The sequence below is a fragment of the Flavobacterium sp. genome, from assembly GCF_013822155.1.
Taxonomy (GTDB): Bacteria; Bacteroidota; Bacteroidia; order Flavobacteriales; family Flavobacteriaceae; genus Flavobacterium.
In genome coordinates, this window is sequence record NZ_PNJW01000002.1 from 1 (window position 1) to 18,901 (window position 18,901).

At 34.1% G+C, this 18,901-nt stretch carries 16 protein-coding genes; 7 read left to right on the forward strand and 9 right to left on the reverse strand.

Annotation, left to right across the window (positions count from 1 at the left end; genetic code table 11):
- From C0512_RS00705 to C0512_RS00720, 4 genes are all read right to left on the reverse strand, one after another.
- A partial coding sequence (locus C0512_RS00705; RefSeq protein WP_290858112.1) for a hypothetical protein occupies nucleotides 1-220 on the reverse strand: 220 nt, incomplete at its 3' end.
- Between the two features lie 64 nt (nucleotides 221-284).
- Nucleotides 285-1,670, reverse strand: a complete 1,386-nt coding sequence (locus C0512_RS00710; protein WP_290858113.1) for an OmpA family protein — start codon at nucleotides 1,668-1,670, stop codon at nucleotides 285-287.
- Between the two features lie 113 nt (nucleotides 1,671-1,783).
- Entirely contained in the window at nucleotides 1,784-2,977 is a 1,194-nt protein-coding gene (gene kbl / locus C0512_RS00715; RefSeq protein WP_290858115.1) for a glycine C-acetyltransferase, read from the reverse strand.
- 14 nt (nucleotides 2,978-2,991) lie between these two features.
- Nucleotides 2,992-6,144: an exodeoxyribonuclease V subunit beta gene (locus tag C0512_RS00720; RefSeq protein WP_290858117.1), complete on the reverse strand. Its 3,153-nt coding sequence runs from the start codon at nucleotides 6,142-6,144 to the stop codon at nucleotides 2,992-2,994.
- Between the two features lie 104 nt (nucleotides 6,145-6,248).
- On the opposite strand from C0512_RS00720, the gene C0512_RS00725 reads away from it, so the two are divergent.
- The gene (locus tag C0512_RS00725; RefSeq protein ID WP_290858119.1) at nucleotides 6,249-6,857 is read left to right on the forward strand and encodes a superoxide dismutase; all 609 of its coding nucleotides are present in this window, start codon (nucleotides 6,249-6,251) and stop codon (nucleotides 6,855-6,857) included.
- A 428-nt stretch (nucleotides 6,858-7,285) separates the two neighbouring features.
- Here C0512_RS00725 and C0512_RS00730 read toward each other — a convergent pair whose 3' ends face one another.
- Together C0512_RS00730 and C0512_RS00735 are read right to left on the reverse strand one after the other, a co-directional pair.
- Nucleotides 7,286-9,184, reverse strand: a complete 1,899-nt coding sequence (locus tag C0512_RS00730) for an amidophosphoribosyltransferase (protein ID WP_290858121.1) — start codon at nucleotides 9,182-9,184, stop codon at nucleotides 7,286-7,288.
- Between the two features lie 131 nt (nucleotides 9,185-9,315).
- The gene (locus tag C0512_RS00735; RefSeq protein WP_290858122.1) at nucleotides 9,316-10,242 is read right to left on the reverse strand and encodes a PfkB family carbohydrate kinase; all 927 of its coding nucleotides are present in this window, start codon (nucleotides 10,240-10,242) and stop codon (nucleotides 9,316-9,318) included.
- Between the two features lie 210 nt (nucleotides 10,243-10,452).
- Here C0512_RS00735 and C0512_RS00740 point away from each other — a divergent pair, with 210 nt between their 5' ends.
- Nucleotides 10,453-10,620 carry a hypothetical protein gene (locus C0512_RS00740; protein ID WP_290858124.1) on the forward strand — a complete coding sequence of 56 codons (168 nt, stop codon included), beginning with the start codon at nucleotides 10,453-10,455 and terminating at the stop codon, nucleotides 10,618-10,620.
- Between the two features lie 335 nt (nucleotides 10,621-10,955).
- On the opposite strand, the gene C0512_RS00745 is transcribed toward C0512_RS00740, so the two are convergent.
- The 3 genes from C0512_RS00745 to C0512_RS00755 all read right to left on the reverse strand — a co-directional run bounded on the left by C0512_RS00745 (nucleotide 10,956) and on the right by C0512_RS00755 (nucleotide 14,277).
- On the reverse strand, nucleotides 10,956-13,016 hold the full coding sequence (locus C0512_RS00745; RefSeq protein ID WP_290858126.1) for a BspA family leucine-rich repeat surface protein: 2,061 nt from the start codon (nucleotides 13,014-13,016) through the stop codon (nucleotides 10,956-10,958).
- 188 nt (nucleotides 13,017-13,204) lie between these two features.
- Nucleotides 13,205-13,684 carry a ribonuclease HI gene (rnhA, locus tag C0512_RS00750; RefSeq protein ID WP_290858127.1) on the reverse strand — a complete coding sequence of 160 codons (480 nt, stop codon included), beginning with the start codon at nucleotides 13,682-13,684 and terminating at the stop codon, nucleotides 13,205-13,207.
- Between the two features lie 29 nt (nucleotides 13,685-13,713).
- Nucleotides 13,714-14,277, reverse strand: coding sequence for a phosphoribosylglycinamide formyltransferase (locus C0512_RS00755; protein ID WP_290858129.1), 564 nt, complete (start codon nucleotides 14,275-14,277; stop codon nucleotides 13,714-13,716).
- A gap of 174 nt (nucleotides 14,278-14,451) precedes the next feature.
- Here C0512_RS00755 and C0512_RS00760 point away from each other — a divergent pair, with 174 nt between their 5' ends.
- The 5 genes from C0512_RS00760 (at nucleotide 14,452) to pyk (ending at nucleotide 18,901) form a co-directional block, all read left to right on the forward strand.
- A complete protein-coding gene (locus C0512_RS00760; protein WP_007137004.1) occupies nucleotides 14,452-14,688 on the forward strand; it encodes an acyl carrier protein in 237 nt (78 codons plus the stop codon).
- Nucleotides 14,689-14,866: 178 nt separating this feature from the next.
- Nucleotides 14,867-16,120: a beta-ketoacyl-ACP synthase II gene (fabF, locus tag C0512_RS00765; protein ID WP_290858130.1), complete on the forward strand. Its 1,254-nt coding sequence runs from the start codon at nucleotides 14,867-14,869 to the stop codon at nucleotides 16,118-16,120.
- Nucleotides 16,121-16,126: 6 nt separating this feature from the next.
- Nucleotides 16,127-16,870, forward strand: coding sequence for a ribonuclease III domain-containing protein (locus C0512_RS00770; protein WP_290858131.1), 744 nt, complete (start codon nucleotides 16,127-16,129; stop codon nucleotides 16,868-16,870).
- A 109-nt stretch (nucleotides 16,871-16,979) separates the two neighbouring features.
- The gene (locus C0512_RS00775) at nucleotides 16,980-17,465 is read left to right on the forward strand and encodes an IPExxxVDY family protein (RefSeq protein ID WP_290858132.1); all 486 of its coding nucleotides are present in this window, start codon (nucleotides 16,980-16,982) and stop codon (nucleotides 17,463-17,465) included.
- 5 nt (nucleotides 17,466-17,470) lie between these two features.
- Nucleotides 17,471-18,901 (forward strand): pyruvate kinase, encoded by a 1,431-nt coding sequence (gene pyk / locus C0512_RS00780; RefSeq protein WP_290858133.1) that lies wholly within the window; start codon nucleotides 17,471-17,473, stop codon nucleotides 18,899-18,901.

Consider the following 18,901-nt stretch of genomic DNA (forward strand, 5'->3'; position numbering starts at 1 on the left):
TTGAATCTATAGTTCTAATACTTGCTATTTCCTGAATAAAATCTTCAATGCTAATAATTCTAGGGGCAAAACTATTGGATTGAATAGTTTGTTTTAATTCTTCTAATAAAAAAACCCGAGCTCTTTTATTAGGAAGCACAATAGTTAAACTTTCCATTTCAAAAGAATGGTTAGCCAAAATATGATTAGCCAATAAAGATAAAAAAGAGTTTGCCTTCATTTTATAAAAATAAAAAAAACGCCCCGATAAATCGGGGCGTTTTCAATATTTATTTTGAAAGAAATTATTTGATTAATTTCACTTCAACTCTTCTATTGTTAGCTTTACCCATTTTAGTTTTGTTAGTATCAAGTGGCATTGATTCACCAAAACCTTTTGATTCTAATCTAGAAGCGTTAATTCCGTTTTCAATTAAATAATTTTTAACGGCTGCAGCTCTATCTTCAGATAATTTTTGGTTTGATGCATCTTTACCATCGCTATCTGTATGACCTTCAATTGAGAATCTAGCATTTGGATATTCTTTTAAGATACCAGTGATATTTTGTAATACAGTAAATGTTCTTTGTTGGAAAGTTGCTTTTCCTGATTCAAACAATATTGTTTTAGCATAATCTCTTAACGAGCTAAGAATTGCTTCGCTAATTTCTGGACAACCATTGTTAGCAACTGTTCCAGCTACATCTGGACATCTGTCATCTTTGTCAAATACTTTATCTCCATCTCTATCTGGCCATGGACAACCTTGATTTTCTTTTGGACCTTTTACATCTGGACATTTATCGTCTTTATCTGCAATTCCATCTCCGTCTGTATCAGGACATCCGTTTAATTCTTTAGGACCTTTTACCTCTGGACATGAATCGTCTTTATCTGCAATTCCGTCTCCGTCTGTATCTGGACAACCTTGGAATTCAGCTAAACCAAAAATATCTGGACAAGCGTCACTACCATCAATAATACCATCTAAGTCAGTATCAGGACATCCGTTGTATTGTTTTAAACCAAACACTTCTGGACAAGCATCATCTTTGTCATAAATACCATCTCCGTCAGTATCTTTACCTCCAAATTTGAAAGTAACACCGGCAAAATGTTGCATGTGAGTTGGCATAACTGATCTATCGTCTTCAAATGAATATTTATAAGTTGAACGTAATCCAAGACCAATTGTTTCTGATAACCAAATATTTAAACCTAAACCTCCGTTTACAGTTCCGGCACTGTTATCACCTAAGAAAGTGTAACCTCCACCAACATGTGCAGTAGGCTCAAAAGCTTTAAAAAATGTTCCAATACTATAATTAACTACAGCATCAACACCGTAATACATTAAGTCAACTGTTTCTACCACGTATTTTCCGTCTTCTCCACGAGGTTGAACAAATTTTTCCATTCTGTTAAAAGATCCTGTTAATCCAAATGAAAAGTTATCTCCTACATATCTGGAAACAGATAGATAAGAAACTGAAGGTACAACACTCCAATATTCTTTAGCGTCGAAATATTGTGAAAATTGATCTTCTATACTACCAGCAGCACTTACTCGGCCACCGTCTAATGCATTAACCCCAAAGGTGAAAGCCCAAGGATTATCACTATCTTGTGCTTGCGAACTAAGCCCGGCAAACATAAAGATAGCTAAAACTAATTTGTTAAGATGTTTCATACTTGATTTGTTTTTTTATTTACAATATATTGTTAATTAGTGCAAAAATACGGTGTTTTAAATTAACTACAAAATTTAATGTTAAAAAAATTAATAAGAATACTAAACTAAAACTATATGATATTCAATGTTTTTCCAACTTCAGTGAAAGCTTTAATGGCTTTATCCAGGTGTTCTTTTGAATGTGCGGCCGATAACTGAACTCTGATTCTTGCTTTATCTTTCGGCACAACAGGGAAAAAGAACCCAATTACATAAATCCCTTTTTTCAATAATTCATTTGCCATCACTTGAGATAATTTGGCATCATATAGCATAACCGGAACAATTGCTGAATCACCATCAATAATATCAAACCCGGCTTCTTTCATTCCTTTTTTGAAATAATTGGTATTCCATTCTAATTTATCGCGTAAAGTGGTGTCTTTTTCTAACAACTCAAACACTTTTAAAGAAGCTCCAACAATACTTGGAGCTAAAGAATTAGAAAATAAATAGGGTCTAGATCGTTGTCTAAGAATTTCTATAATTTCTTTTTTGGCAGTTGTATAACCTCCCATCGCTCCACCTAATGCTTTTCCTAATGTTCCGGTAATTATATCTACTCTACCCATTACTCCTTTTGCTTCCATAGTTCCTTTTCCGGTAGCTCCGATAAATCCAGCCGCATGACATTCGTCCACCATGACCATGGCATCGTATTTGTCTGCTAAATCGCAAATTTTATCTAATGGTGCAACCAATCCATCCATTGAAAAAACACCATCTGTCACAATTAATTTGAATCGGCGTCCTTCTTCATTTGCTTTAATTAATTGTTGTTCCAAATCAGCCATGTTACTGTTTTCGTAACGATAACGAGCTGCTTTACACAAACGAACACCATCAATAATGGAAGCATGATTTAAACTATCAGAAATAATAGCATCTTCCTCATTAAATAAAGGCTCAAAAACACCACCATTTGCATCGAATGCTGCAGCATATAAAATAGTGTCTTCTGTTCCGTAAAAATGGGCAATTGTTTTTTCTAATTGTTTGTGAATATCTTGTGTGCCACAAATGAACCGAACAGAAGACATTCCAAAACCATGTGAATCCAAAGCATCCTTTGCCGCTTGAATTACTTCAGGATGTGAAGATAATCCCAGATAATTATTTGCACAAAAATTTAAAACAGTCTCTCCGGTTGAAATGGTAATTTCTGCTCCTTGAGGTGAAGTAATAATTCGCTCCTTTTTAAATATCCCATTATCTTCAATGGTTTTTAACTCGTTTTGTAAGTGCTGTTGTATTTTACCGTACATATTGTTTTTGTTTTTTACAAAGTTACTATTTCCAATGTTTCTCCAATATAAACTAATGCTTTTTTTATAACTTTAAACCCCATGTTGTGTAGTGCTGTTTCGTATATTTCTAATTGTTTTTGATGTTTTAAGTTTGGTTCGCCTGTTTTATAATCCAATAACATGGCTTGATTTTGTTGGTTAAATACAATTCTATCCGGTTTAATAATAGAATCGGATTTTCTCAAAATAGTTTGTTCATTCAGTGTTTTATTAGTTTCATCAAAAAATAAATTCAATTCCGGATGCGAACAAACTTGATTGATTATTCTCTTCACTTCATCTTTTTGTGCAACCGAAATTAATCCGATTTCCATCGCTTTTGAAATAGCCCATTCAATATCATTTCTGGTTTTAATATAAGACAATATTTCATGAATTACATTACCATATTCAATGGCTTTTTGTTGATATGTGCCCCACATTAAGCTCTCCCGTTGAGCAATTTTGATAGATTCAGAATTTAATACTTCTTGGACTAACGGTATTGGTTTTAATTCTTGTGTTTTTTTTCCTGAAGTAGAAATTCTGTTTTCAGAACCCCATTCATAAGTAGTTTTATGCCTATCCAACATTTCTTTCTCTTCTAAATATTTTAGAAAAAAGGAGGACATATTGTTTTGGGTAATTTCGCCTTTCGATGTTAAATTCATACCGGAAATAATATATAATTGTTCCTCAGCTCTTGTCATTGCAACATATAAAATATTGATATTATCCAATAATTCTTCTTCCTTTTTTTGTTGAAAAACCTGTGCAGCGGAATCACCTATTTCTTCTACGCTTTTATTATTATCCACTAATATTTTAGGCAACGAAATCAAATCAGATTCCGGTTCTATCCATAATTTATCTTTAGGTGATTTAGCATAATTCTCTTCTGCATATGGAAATATTACAACCGGAAATTCCAATCCTTTGGCTTTGTGAATAGTCATGATTCGAATGGCATTGTTGCCTTCCGGTGAAGGTATACTGAACCGATGTGCATTCTCATCCCAATAGACCAAAAAATCTGAAATGCCGGATTGATTTTTAATATCCCGGTCTAAAACTCGGTCTAAAAAATCTTGCAAATAGGCGTTAGTTTGTTTTGGTTGAATGAACGTTTTTATACAACTTTCAACCACTTCATACAATGATTTTTTTCGTAATTTTTGAAAGGAGAAAATTAGATTAATAGAAGCCAACCTGTTTTCTAATGCCGATTCTGTTATAAAACTCATGCCCATTGCAATGAAATCATGAACCGAGCTGATTTTTTGCCTTTTAGTTCCGATGTAATACAAAAAATGAGCTTTTGCCTCTTTATCTTCCCCGTTTTTCAAAAACCTCAACAAGGCTATTATAAAACTAACTTCCGAAGAGTTTTGCAGCAAAAGTGTTTCAGAAGACACGATGGGAATGCTGTTTTCCGTTAAAAAAGTAGCTATTTTTACACCTGGTTCTTTTTTTCGGGTTAAAATAACCATATCGCGGAAAGTGAAGTTTTTAGATTGCACTTTCTGAATGGTTTGAAGTATTGCCTGTAAATAAAGTTCGTCTTTTTCAACATCTTCCTCCCAATCAGATTTTGATGGAATAAAAGAAAGATTTACATAACCGCCTTTTTTGGAATTTTCTTTTTGATGACTATGATTTTCATATAAATCTTTATAATCAGGATATTGGAATTCATTCGATAGAAATTGGAAAAACTGATTATTAAAATCAATCACTTCTGAATAACTTCTCCAATTCGTATCTAAATGAAAAAGTTTTTTATCCGGATTTACAAACGGATTTTTGGTTTTACTCAATTCAATAAACTGTTCTGCTTTTCCTCCTCGCCAGCGATAAATAGATTGTTTTGGATCGCCTACAATCATGAGCGACCCTCTTTCGCCTCCTAAATCTTCACTTGACAAGGCATTGTCAATTAACGGAATCAAATTTTCCCATTGCATTTGAGAAGTATCTTGAAATTCATCGATAAAAAAATGCTTGTAACGTTCACCCATTCGCTCATAAATAAAAGGAGCCGGTTGATTTTGAATTTCGTTATGAATGATTGCATTGAACTCGGCTATCGAAAGAATATTTTGTTCGTCCTGAATTTTGTGTAATTCTTGACTAACTCGATTTAGCAATGATAATGGAGTAATGTTTTTTAGAAAAGCGTTGTAGAGTAAAAATTCTTTGCTATTCGCTGCAATTGTAAAATACCAACTCAAAAGTTGTGGGGAAATCGCATCAACGGTATCTTTTTGATACTGCGGAAGGGTTTTTGCATATCGATTTCCTTCTTGAAGATAATCCGGTATTTTTAAATTCGTACTGATTTCGCCATTCGCAGTTTTTGAAAACCAATTATAAACCACGCCTCGAATAAAAGATTTTTGATCCAATTGATTTTCATCAAATAAAAACATTGCTTTTTTTGCCGTTTCGATACATTCTTTTTGGATAATTTTTATTTTTCCGGCAATTGTCTTCTTTAATTCAATAAATTCCTGAATTTGTTTGTCTTTAAAATGATCAATCTCGCTTCGATTATTTTCATTGGATAATAGTTTGCCAATCTCTTTAATATCCCGGGAAATATCCCAAGATTTATCATCATCTGTTTTTTCTAAAGTAAAATTTACTAATAAATCAGTAAGCATCTTGTCATCACCGGCTTGGGCGATTAATGCATCGATGGCTTCAGTAAGTAAATTTTCAGTTTCTAAGGATACTTCAAATGTTGATGGTAAATTCAAATCATGAGCAAAGGTTCGTATGACTTTATGTGTAAACTTATCAATCGTAGAAATGTCAAAAGCAGCATAATTGTGAATAATATTTCGAATTATTGCTTTTGATTTAGTATGAATATCCTGCAATGAAAGTCCGGTTTCCGATTGAATTTGGGCCATTACCTCCTGAGCTTTTGTGTTCGGATTAACTTGAGCAAACTCTGAAAGGGTGTCAACTACCCTTGATTTCATTTCTCCAACCGCTTTATTGGTAAAAGTAATTGCTAAAATATTTTTATAGGCATCTTCTTTACTTGAGGTAAGAATGATTTTTAAATATTCTTTGACTAAAGTAAACGTTTTGCCTGAACCGGCAGAGGCGTCGTAGATTGAAAAGGCAGGTTTGTCCAAAACTATTATTTAAATTAATAAAACTATAACTAAATAGAATTTCTTATTCCAAAGTTAATTGATTAAATTTGATGCAACTATTGTCGAACATAAAAATTTATACTATGTCATTTGAATTACCAAAATTACCTTATGCATATGATGCATTAGAACCTCATATTGATGCCCGTACGATGGAAATCCATCATACCAAACACCATGCTGCTTATACCAACAATCTAAATGCTGCTATTGTCGGTACAGATTTGGAGGGCAAAACCATTGAAAACATACTAATCAACTTAGATAAAACAAATGCTGCCGTTCGCAATAACGGGGGTGGATTTTATAACCATAACTTGTTTTGGACTGTCATGACTCCAGATGGAGGTGGCGAACCAACTGGTGAATTAGCAGAGGCTATCGAGAGAGATTTTGGTACTTTTGCGGAATTCAAAGCCAAATTTGCAAAAGCCGGGGCAACACAATTTGGTTCGGGTTGGGCTTTTTTATGTGTGCAAAAAGGAGGTAAACTAGATATCTGCGGAACACCAAATCAAGATAATCCGCTAATGCCGGGAGTTGGTTGTGGTGGAACTCCAATTTTAGGAATGGATGTTTGGGAGCACGCTTACTACCTTCACTACCAAAACAGAAGACCGGATTATATTGAAGCTTTTTTTAATGTTATCAATTGGTCAGAAGTTTCCAGAAGATATGCAATAGATAAGTAAAATAAGAATAACTTTCTCTTATATAAAAGCGATACATTTTGTGTCGCTTTTTTTGTAAAATAAAAAGGTGGAATTTCTTCCACCCTTTTGCCCCAAATCTACCATAAACTTAACCGTGCGTACTATGGTAATTACAAATATACAACGCTTTATTAACAGAAACTATTGTATTGGAATCTAAATTTTAACGTTTGGGGTTTTAAGGGTGTATGATGCTTTTTGGGGGGTTATTGATAACTCTTTGAAGGTAGCCAAAACTATATAAAAATAAAAAAGGTGGAATTGCTTCCACCCTTTTTGCCCCAAATCTACCATAAACTTAACCTACTAATGCTATGGTGAAACAAATGTATAATAAGACTATTTTGTTAACAAAAAAATTAGATGAAATGCACCAAAAGTCGTTAAAACGCATAAATTGGCATCTTTTAGTAGGCTCTGGCGTCTTTTCCTTCATAGAAATTCATAAAAGCTCTGTTCACAACTCGATTACCACCAGGGGTAGGATAGTTACCGGTAAAATACCAATCTCCTAAATGATTCGGACAAGCAACATGTAAATTCTCAACTGTTTGAAATATAATTTTAATCTCCGCTTTGATGTCAGAAGAACTTAACATGATTGCTATTTTATCTGATATTTCCTGATTAGTAAACGGTGCATAAATTTCTTTCACGTAGTTAACAATTTCACCGTCTTTATACTTTTCCTGTTGTTTACATTTTTTATAAACGTTGTCTACTAAATGATATTGATTCGTGTCTTTTAATAATTCTAAAACAGCTCTAAAGGCCACCAACCCTTCTAATTTTGCCATATCAATTCCATAACAATCCGGGTAGCGAATTTGCGGTGCTGAAGAAACAATCACAATCCGCTTTGGATTCAACCGATCCATCATTCGAATGATGCTTTTCTTTAAAGTTGTACCGCGAACGATACTGTCATCTATTATTACTAAATTATCACTTGGTTTAATCACTCCATAGGTTACATCATAAACGTGAGCAACTAAATCATCTCTACTGCTGTCTTCCGTAATAAAAGTTCGAAGTTTAGCATCTTTGATAGCTACTTTTTCTGTTCTAATTTTTACAGAAAGTATTTCTTCTAACTTTTCCTTTGTCAACGTTTTCCGATTATCTAAAATAAATTTATTTTTTCGTTGATTTAAAAAATCCTGTGCGGCTTCAACCATTCCATAAAAAGAAGTTTCCGCTGTATTTGGAATGTAGGAGAACACCGTGTTGTCTGTATCACTTTCAATGGAATCCAAAACAGCGGGAAGGATTAATTTCCCGAGCATTTTACGTTCCTTATAAATTTCGGCATCACTCCCTCTGGAAAAATAAATACGTTCAAAGGAACAAGCCTTCTTTTCTAATGGTTCAAGTATTTCTTCAATAGAAAAATCACCATTTTTCTTAACAATCAAGGCTTTCCCCGGGTCTAATTCCTGTACTTTTTCAAAAGGGACATTAAAAACAGTTTGAATTACCGGTCGTTCTGATGCAACCACCACAATTTCTTCATCTTCATAAAAAAATACGGGTCTAATTCCTGCCGGATCCCTAAAAACAAAAGCATCTCCATGTCCTAAAAGACTGGCCATGGCAAAACCACCATCCCAGTTTTTAGAAGCTTTTCTCAATATTTTAGCAATGTCTAATTTTTCTGCAATCACAGGGGATGCTTCTCTTTTAGATAAACCATTATTTTTACATTCTTGGTATAAATCGGTCACTTCATCATCTAAAAAGTGCCCAATTTTTTCCATAACGGTTACTGTATCTGCCAATTCTTTCGGATGCTGACCCAATTCAACCAAATTGTCAAAAAGTTCTTTTACATTAGTCATATTGAAATTACCGGCTACAATCAAATTTCGGTGCATCCAATTGTTTTGACGTAAAAACGGATGTACACTTTCAATACTGTTTTTACCGAAAGTTCCGTACCGAACGTGTCCTAAAAATAATTCTCCGATATAAGGAATATGCTCTTTTTGAAGAGCTACATTATCTTGGTATTCCGGATGAGTAGAAAGTTCTTCGTTTATTCGCTCATTAATTTGAGCAAAAATATCCTGAATGGGTTGAGCTTGATTGGAACGAACACGACTGATATAGCGTTGCCCGGGCTCAACATCAAATTTTATACTGGCAAAACCGGCTCCATCTTGTCCGCGATTATGCTGCTTTTCCATCAAAAGATACATTTTTTGTATCCCATAAAAAGCAGTTCCATATTTATCTTTGTAATATTGAAGCGGTTTTTTTAATCGTAAAAGGGCAATGCCGCATTCGTGTTTTAAGTTGTCACTCATGGTATTCTTTTAGTTGTTGTGTTGTTTTTACCGAGAATTTTGTATTGTATTAATTCTTATAAGAATATCAAATCTGCAAATTTGCGGTGTTGTTTAATCAAAAATGCCCCGAAAATTCGAGGCACAGATTTTTATTCTATTTCTATATCAAATTGTGTCAAGGCACGAAATTGTTTTAATCTGTCGTATACTTCTTCCTTTTCTAAGTCAACCATTCGTTCCGTGCCAAACTTTTCGACACAAAAAGAGGCTAGATTTGAACCATAGATGATACCGTTTTTCATGTTTTCAAAGGATATATTTTCACTTTGTGCAATATATCCTGAAAAACCGCCTGCAAAAGTATCACCGGCTCCGGTAGGATCAAAAACTTCTTCTAATGGTAAAGCAGGAGCAAAGAAAATTTCTTTTCCTTCAAATAATAATGCTCCGTGTTCTCCTTTTTTAATCACAACATATTTTGGCCCCATAGTGTGGATTTTAGCTGCTGCTTTTACCAATGAATATTCGCCGGACAATTGACGGGCTTCTTCATCATTAATGGTAATCACATCTACGCGTTTCATCACTTGGTGAAGCTCCGGCAAGGCACAGTCCATCCAAAAATTCATCGTATCCAATACTACTAATTTTGGTTTAGCGGTCATTTGGTCCAGCACACTGATTTGAACCATCGGATGTAAATTGCCTAACATCACCACAGCTACATCTTTATACTCAGTAGGAACTTTAGGTTGGAAATCCGCTAATACGTTTAATTGAGTTTCCAAGGTATCTCTTGAATTCAAATCGTTATGATAACGACCACTCCAGAAAAAGGTTTTCCCACCTTTTACAATCTCTATTCCTGAAATATCGATGTCTCTTTCGGATAATAAATCTAAATATTCTTGCGGAAAATCTTCTCCAACTACCGAAACAATAGCTGCATCCACATCAAAATAAGAAGCAGAAAGCCCAATAAAAGTAGCTGCTCCACCTAAAATTTTATCTGTTTTTCCGAAAGGTGTTTCAATTGCATCAAAAGCAACGGTACCTACAATTAAAAGTTTGTTCATGATTCTCTTCTTGAAATAAGGTGCAAAGATACTTCATAAGTTTGAAGTTTGAAAATTTCTATGTTCAGAAGATATTGTTAAAATAAAAAACTAAATTTGACCGCAATTGATTAGCTCAAAATCAAAGGGACTAAAAAGGCAAACTATTTTTAAATTTCTTTTTTAAACAGCTTCTTACCCTTTAATGAAAAATTGTTAAAAAATGAAGAAATGTCATTTTTAAGAAAAATAGCCAACTTCTTTGGCGAAATTATTCGTAATGTGATTGTTGGGATAACTGTTTACGTTACTTCGCTGTTAGTAACTTTATTTGTAGGTGTGTTTTTAATATTTCTGCTTTGGGTTGTGATAAAATTTTATAATTGGTATGTTGGATGATTTTTAAAAAATCGTTAGACATGCAATATGTTTTTGAACTTGAATTTTGAATTTGAGATTGTGAACTTCTCGTAAAATAAGTCTAAAATGAGTGACAATTGTTGATTTTTTATCAAAAATCAAAACAACTTCTCTTCCTCCTTTTCATAAAACGCATCCACCGAAAGTTCGTCGAGTTACGAGGCCAACATTAGTGCTAATCCAGAACGATAGTATTATTTATCGCGGTAGCTATTTTTACATTTGCTGTTATTATATAATGAGCTTTCAAATCTTTATGTAGACAATAACGCCAAAAAATTGACAAGCAATAAACTTTGCTAGCATCAAAAATTTTATTGTTTTATAATTTTGAATTCTCTAGATAAATTCTCCGTTTTTACTTTAATGATATAAATTGATTTAGGTAGGTCATTCAAGTCTATTGAAACAGAATTGTCACTAAATTGTTCATTCCTTAAAAGTTGCCCTAAAAGATTATAAACTTCCACTTTTTTAATTTCGCTATTAGCAGAAATAGTTAATTCAGAAAGTACAGGATTTGGATAATAATTGAAGTTTGAAAAATCGTTACTGTCAACACTTAAATTTAACGAAACGGTGACGGGAAAAGGTTGGCTTCTACATTCGCCATTGTCATTCACAGCATAATATGTCGCTCCATCCACTAAGGGAGTGGTTAAATTTAACGGGTTTACATTTGCTAAGGCATCTTCTAAAGTGGCATACCACAAAACTGTAGTTGGGCTTATTACAATATTAGCCAAGGTACTATTGGTGCCAAACGATTGATTGGATTCACCTGAAGGGATGGGGAATGGTGTAATTGTTATGGTAATAGAAGTGGTAGCGGCACATTGACCAACTTCCGGCACAAATGTGTAGGTTGTTGTTTGGCTTGAATTTAACTCCGGTGACCAAGAGCCGGGTATACCATCTTCAGAAACAGTTGGAAGTGCGGGAATTGTTGCCCCTTCACAGTAACTAGTATCTAAATCAAATGCCGGAACAACAGTCAGAAAATCATGTCCGGAAAAACCCCACCCTTTATTAAAAATTAAATTATTAATGGATGAAATGGCTTCTGGTCCATATTCCATAAAAGTAGCTCCTAAGATTTTATTGTTAGGTGTATTTGGGTTACTGTTCCAAGCAATTAAAGTTTGAGAATAGTTCTTACAGTCTAACCCGCAGCGATCAAGCATCTCTTCCAAATTAACTGCCGGATTTAAGACCCAATTCCCCAAATTATAATTGAAATTTTCTGCTCTAAAAAACATTCCGGACATATCGGTTACATTCGAGGTATTCCAGTTTTGAATAGTAGTACTTCCCCCATTATTAAAAAGAGATGTCGTAGCGAAAGGCACTGTGAAATTTACAAAATCACTCCTAAACATTCGTGCCATATTGGTTACGTTTGACGTATTCCAATTGCCTATATTTTGGTTGAATGAAAATGCTTGATTAAACATATCTGACATATTTGAAACATTTGAAACATTCCAATTACCAATATTTTGATTGAAAGAAATAGCTCCTTTAAACATGGCTGACATGTTTGTAACATTTGAAACATTCCAATTACCTATATTTTGATTAAATATATATTGAGGTCCAGAATTAATATCACCATTGAACATTTCAGACATATCAGTAACATTTACCGTGTTCCAATTCCCAATGTTTCTATTAAAATCAAAAGCATCTTTGAACATTTTGCTCATATTGGTAACATTACTTGTATTCCAATTACCGATATTTTGATTAAAACTTCGAGCTCCATCAAACATACTCGACATATCTGTTACATTAGCAGTATTCCACAAACTCAACGCTTGATTAAAATTAAGGCAACCTTTAAACATTCCGGATAGATTGGTCACATTTGAAATATTCCAAAAATTAATATTGAATGGTCCGTTTAATTGTGAACTACCCGCAAACATATTAGCCATGCTTGTTACATTAGACAAATTCGGAATATCGGTTGCGTTGACCAATTGAATACCATTCGGGAAAAACAAACCTTCGATATTAAACGCATTTTCCATACTAATCCATTCAACAGATCCCCATTGGTTTATCTCGGTAATAGTAAATGAAAATCCCTCTGCAAATATCCTTTTAAAATTTTGAGGTTGAATGGTTAAACGAATTCTTTCCCCAGAAGGTAAACCTGTAATATTTACATTTGGACCCTGGAATGTGCCTGAACCGGAAGAGGGTGCAGCAGGAGGTAATGATTCCCAAGAATAAGCTATAGGTCCTGTTGTGACTGTTCCAAAAGTAATATTAGTAGAGCCAAAAACGGATTTCCATGTCGTAATAAAGGGTTGTTGAGCAAAGGCGACAAAACTCAACAATAAGATGGTTAAGGTAAATTTTATTTTCATGATTTTTTATAGTAATATTAACAATTAAAGAGCAAGTTCTGTGGTAATTTAACTCACTTTTCACAATTGTTTGACATAAAAATCAATATGATTAAATTTGAAAAAAATTAAAACCTGGTTTTGAAAAAAATTTTGATGTCATTTCATTTCTAACAAACTGAAAAGCCTTGAGATTATTGGTGTTTTTATCAAAACAACTTCCCTTCCTCCTTTTCATAAAAAGCATCCACAGAAAGGTTCGGTAAATTAGAAGCATAAACAGCCAATTCATCACAACGTTCATTTTGCGGATGACTATTGTGCCCTTTTACCCACTTGAAGTCAACTTTATGATGGCGATAAATTTTCAGGAAACGCATCCATAAATCGGGGTTTTTCTTTCCGGCAAAGCCTTTCTTTTCCCATTGAAAAACCCATCTTTTTTCGACAGCATCCACCACATATTTTGAATCGGATGTAACCAAAACCGATGTATTGGGGTTTTTCAGTTTTTCCAAACCTACAATAACAGCCAACAATTCCATGCGGTTATTGGTGGTATACCTGAAACCTTCGTAGAACTCTTTTTTATAGGGTGAGCCAACTAATTCCATGACCACACCATAGCCGCCTGGCCCCGGATTTCCCTTGGCTGCTCCATCAGTGTAGATGTGGACTTCGTGATTCATTTTTTAGTTGCGGGTTTGAAGGTTACGGGTTACGAGTTTAAAAGTTGGTCAATTACTTCCGGAAAAAAACGTTGTTCTAGCTCGTGAACTTTATTTGCAATTTCTTCGGGTGTACTACAATTTGAAATTGAGGTCGGTTTTTGAAAGATTATTCTTCCTTCATCGAATTGTTCATTTACATAATGAATAGTGATTCCTGTTTCATTTTCTTTATTGTCCAAAACAGCTTGATGAACATGCTTCCCATACATTCCTTTTCCACCGTATTTTGGCAACAAAGCGGGATGAATATTTATAATTTTATTTGGATATTCTATAATAATATGCTCTGGAAATTTGAGTAAAAAGCCCGCCAAAACAATTAAATCAGGGTTTAACTCTTTTAAATTTTTAAGCACAAAATCGCCGTAAAGCTCGTCTTTATTGAATACAATCGTTTGAACATCAAGATTTTTTGCTTTCTCAATCACTTTGGCATTTGCATTGTTTGAGAAAACAGCGACTACCGATTTTTTGGTGTTATTTTTGAAATAACGAATGATATTTTCCGCATTGGAACCCGCTCCAGAGGCAAAAATCACAATGTTCTGCATATTTTCTGATAAATTTATTAGACAAAAAAACGAATTAATTATGAGATTTTATAACCATTGAGCCACTATTGTGAAATAAATTTTTTAAATTCGTAGTCACATTTATTAACTAAAATGTTGTTTTAAAATAAAGTTTTTTATTTTTGCCAACAATTAAACTAAAATTTAAAGATTATGTCAGACATTGCATCAAGAGTAAAAGCGATTATCGTAGACAAATTAGGTGTTGACGAGAATGAAGTTGTAACAGAAGCAAGCTTCACAAACGATTTAGGAGCTGATTCATTAGACACTGTTGAGCTAATTATGGAATTCGAAAAAGAATTTGACATTCAAATTCCGGACGACCAAGCTGAAAACATTGCTACTGTAGGTCAAGCTATTTCTTACATCGAAGAAGCAAAAAAATAATAACTACAAACATCCCGTTCTGTCTTTTTCAGAACGGGTGTTATTATTTTTACTAAAAAATTAATTTACTGATTGACATTCAATCAAACACATATACAAAAAATCACCCCTGTTTTTTACTTTTCAATAAAAATCAGGGTTTTTTTGTTTATATTCGTACCAATAAATTTTTAAGAAAATGGAGTTAAAACGAGTAGTTGTTACCGGTTTAGGTGCATTAACACCCATAGGAAATAATATTCAGGAATATTGGAACGCCCTTATCAACGGCGTAAGTGGAGCTGCTCCAATTACCTATTATGATACTGAAAAACACAAAACAAAGTTTGCTTGCGAAATAAAAAATTTCAACATTGAAGATTTTATTGATCGCAAAGAAGCAAGAAGAATGGATAAATTTGCTCAATATGCAATTGTTGCCAGCGATGAAGCTATCAAAGATGCTGGTATCACTGCTGACAATGTAGATAAATACCGCGTTGGAGTTATTTGGGGAGCAGGAATTGGCGGATTAGAAACCTTTCAGGAAGAAGTTTTATATTATGCCAAAGGTGATGGAACTCCAAAATTTAATCCCTTTTTTATTCCAAAAATGATTGCTGATATTGCCCCGGCTCATATTTCCATGCGAAATGGCTACATGGGCCCAAATTATACAACTGTTTCAGCTTGTGCTTCATCGGCAAACGCAATGATAGATGCTTTTAATTACATCCGTTTAGGTTTATGTGATGTAATTATTTCAGGCGGTTCAGAAGCTGCTGTAACTATTGCCGGAATGGGTGGATTTAATTCCATGCACGCTTTGTCAACCAGAAATGAAAGCCCGGAAACAGCCTCTAGACCTTTTGATGTTACCCGTGATGGTTTTGTTTTAGGTGAAGGTGCCGGAGCATTAGTTTTAGAAGAATATGAACACGCAAAAGCCAGAGGAGCAAAAATATATTGTGAAGTTGGTGGTGGTGGAATGTCCTCTGATGCCTATCATTTAACGGCTCCACATCCGGAAGGAATTGGCGTAATTGCGGTAATGAATAATTGCTTGCGAGATGCCAATATGAAACCAGAAGAAGTAGAGCACATTAATACACACGGAACCTCAACACCATTAGGTGATGTCGCTGAATTAAAAGCAATCAGTGCTGTTTTTGGCGAGCATGCTAAAAACATCAATATCAATTCTACCAAATCAATGACCGGTCATTTATTAGGAGCCGCTGGTGGAATTGAAGCAATTGCTTCCATTTTAGCAATTGAACATGGAATTATTCCTCCAACGATTAACCATGTTCACGTAGATGAGAATATTAATCCGGAACTGAATTTAACATTAAATAAAGCACAGAAAAGAGACATAAAGGTAGCGATGAGCAATACTTTTGGTTTTGGAGGACACAATGCCTGCGTTTTATTTAAAAAATTGGAAGAGTAAACTTAAATGAGTCTTTTTAAAAAAATATTTACCAAATCCCGTCCTCTTGAAGGCGGGATTTTTTTTGATGCAATTCATAAAATTCTTGGATTTAAACCGAATGAAATCGAATATTACAGAAAAGCTTTTACACACCGGTCCTCAAATAAATTAGATTTAAAGGGGAATCCAATCAATTATGAAAGGTTAGAGTTTTTAGGTGATGCAATGCTTAGTGCTGTTATTGCAGGGCATTTGTTTAATGTTGTTCCTTCCGGTGATGAAGGTTACTTAACCAAAATGCGTTCAAAAATTGTGAGTAGAGAACACTTAAATGAATTAGGAAAGGACTTAAACTTAATTCAATTAGTTGATAGCAAAGTGCCTTTTCAACATTTTGGCGACAACATCCACGGAAATATTTTCGAAGCCTTAGTTGGTGCTATATTCTTAGACAGAGGTTATGTTTATTGTGAAAAATTCATTCATAAAAGAGTGATTTTGCCCTATGTCGATATTGCTAAATTAGAAGGAAAAGTAATTAGTTATAAAAGTTTGGTAATTGAATGGTGTCAAAAAGAAAAAAAACCTTTTAATTATGACGTTTTTGATGATAATGGAAATGATGGCCAACGCTTTTTTGGTGTTAAATTGAGCATTGATAATAAAGTAATTGCTAAAGCAAGAGCAACCTCTAAAAAGAAAGCAGAAGAAATTGCTTCAAAACGTGCTTATTTTGCGTTTCAAGAAAAAATGGATGCAAAATTTTAGGAATCTTCTAAAACTATATCGTTTTCGTTAATAAATTATCGTTAAGTTCCGGATTTGAAATTCGAATCTACTCCAAAAATACTATATTTACATCTTGTTTTAATGAGAAATGACTATTCACAAATTATTCATCGATGACTTCGAAGAGGTTGATTACCAGCTTATCGCTATTCATACAACGTTAGATGATTTTCGAATTGCATACTATATCAACCAAAAATTACCTATTCTGTTAAGCAAATGTAAAAAAGACATCTTGATTGAAACAGATAAACAAAAAACTGCATTTACTCATTTTAATTTTGAAGATGAAAAGAAATCAGTTTTTTGGACATTAATTGAAAACAAGAAAGAAATCAGCCTTCTTCAAAAAAACAATACTGTTAATCTATTCGATGCACAGCAGGAATTTACGAATACCTATTACTTATTACCTGAATTAAAAAAAGTAGATTATTTCCTCAAAATTGAAGGGGATGAAAAACAAATAAATACCATATCAATTACAAATAAACTAAAAACCATTGACCAAGTCACCACGGTTTATCCAGTGAAAAAAAGTCAACTAAAATCTAAAAACAATTTAATTTTTTAAATAATATGCCAACCAACAAAAAAACTAAAATTGTTGCCACCCTAGGGCCAGCATGCAGTTCAAAAGAAATCATTAAAAACATGATTGATGCCGGAGTAAATGTATTCCGAATCAATTTTTCTCATGCAGACTATGCCGATGTGAAAGAACGAATTGATATTATTCGTGGTTTAAATGAGGAATTTGGATACACAACTGCTATTTTAGCCGACCTTCAAGGTCCTAAATTAAGAGTAGGTGTCATGAAAGAAGACGTTGTAGTCAGCAAAGGCGACATTATCACCTTTCAAACAGCGGAAGACATTCCGGGAACTGCCGAACGGGTTTACATGAATTACAAAGAATTTCCAAGAGACGTTAAGCCCGGAGAAAAAATACTTTTAGACGATGGAAAACTGATGTTTGAAGCTTTGGAAACAAACGGAACAACAGAAGTGGTTTGTCGTGTTATTCAAGGCGGTCCATTGAAATCTAAAAAAGGGGTTAACCTCCCAAATACAAAAGTTTCTTTACCGGCTTTAACTAAAAAAGACGTGAAAGATGCTTTATTTGCCATTGAAAACAATGTAGATTGGATTGCTCTATCTTTTGTGAGAACACCAAAAGATTTGGAAGAATTACAAGATATGATTGCCAAACATTCAGAACATAAAATTCCAATCATAGCAAAAATAGAAAAACCGGAAGCCGTTGAAAATATCGATAAAATTGTTGCCTTCTGTGATGGTTTAATGGTTGCCCGTGGTGACCTTGGTGTAGAAGTTCCGGCAGAAGAAGTTCCGTTAATTCAGAAAAAATTGATTCATCGTGCCAAAACAGCCAGAATTCCTGTTATTGTAGCTACTCAAATGATGGAAACTATGATTACGAGTTTAACACCAACCAGAGCTGAAGTAAATGACGTAGCCAACTCTGTCATGGATGGTGCCGATGCCGTTATGCTTTCAGGCGAAACTTCTGTTGGAAATTATCCGGTTGAAGTTATTGAAACCATGACCAAAATCATCAAATCAGTAGAAGACAGTCCGCTTATTCAAGTTCCACACAACCCGCCTCATGTTCGCACCAAACGATTCATCACAAAATCAATTTGTTTTCATGCTGCCGTTATGGCAAATGAAATTAAAGCGAAAGCTATTTCTACATTGACTAACAGTGGCTATACCGCTTTTCAAATTTCAGCTTGGCGGCCAAGTGCTCATATTTTAGTGTTTACTTCAAACAAACGAATTTTAACCCAATTGAATTTATTATGGGGAGTTCGCTCGTTTTATTATGACAAATTTGCCAGCACTGACGATACCGTTGAAGATGTAAATATGATTGCCAAAGCGAAAGGATTCGTTGACAAAGGTGACATGGTTATTAATTTAGCAGCCATGCCAATTGCGGATAAAGGAATGGTGAATACCTTACGTGTTTCTGATATTCCATAA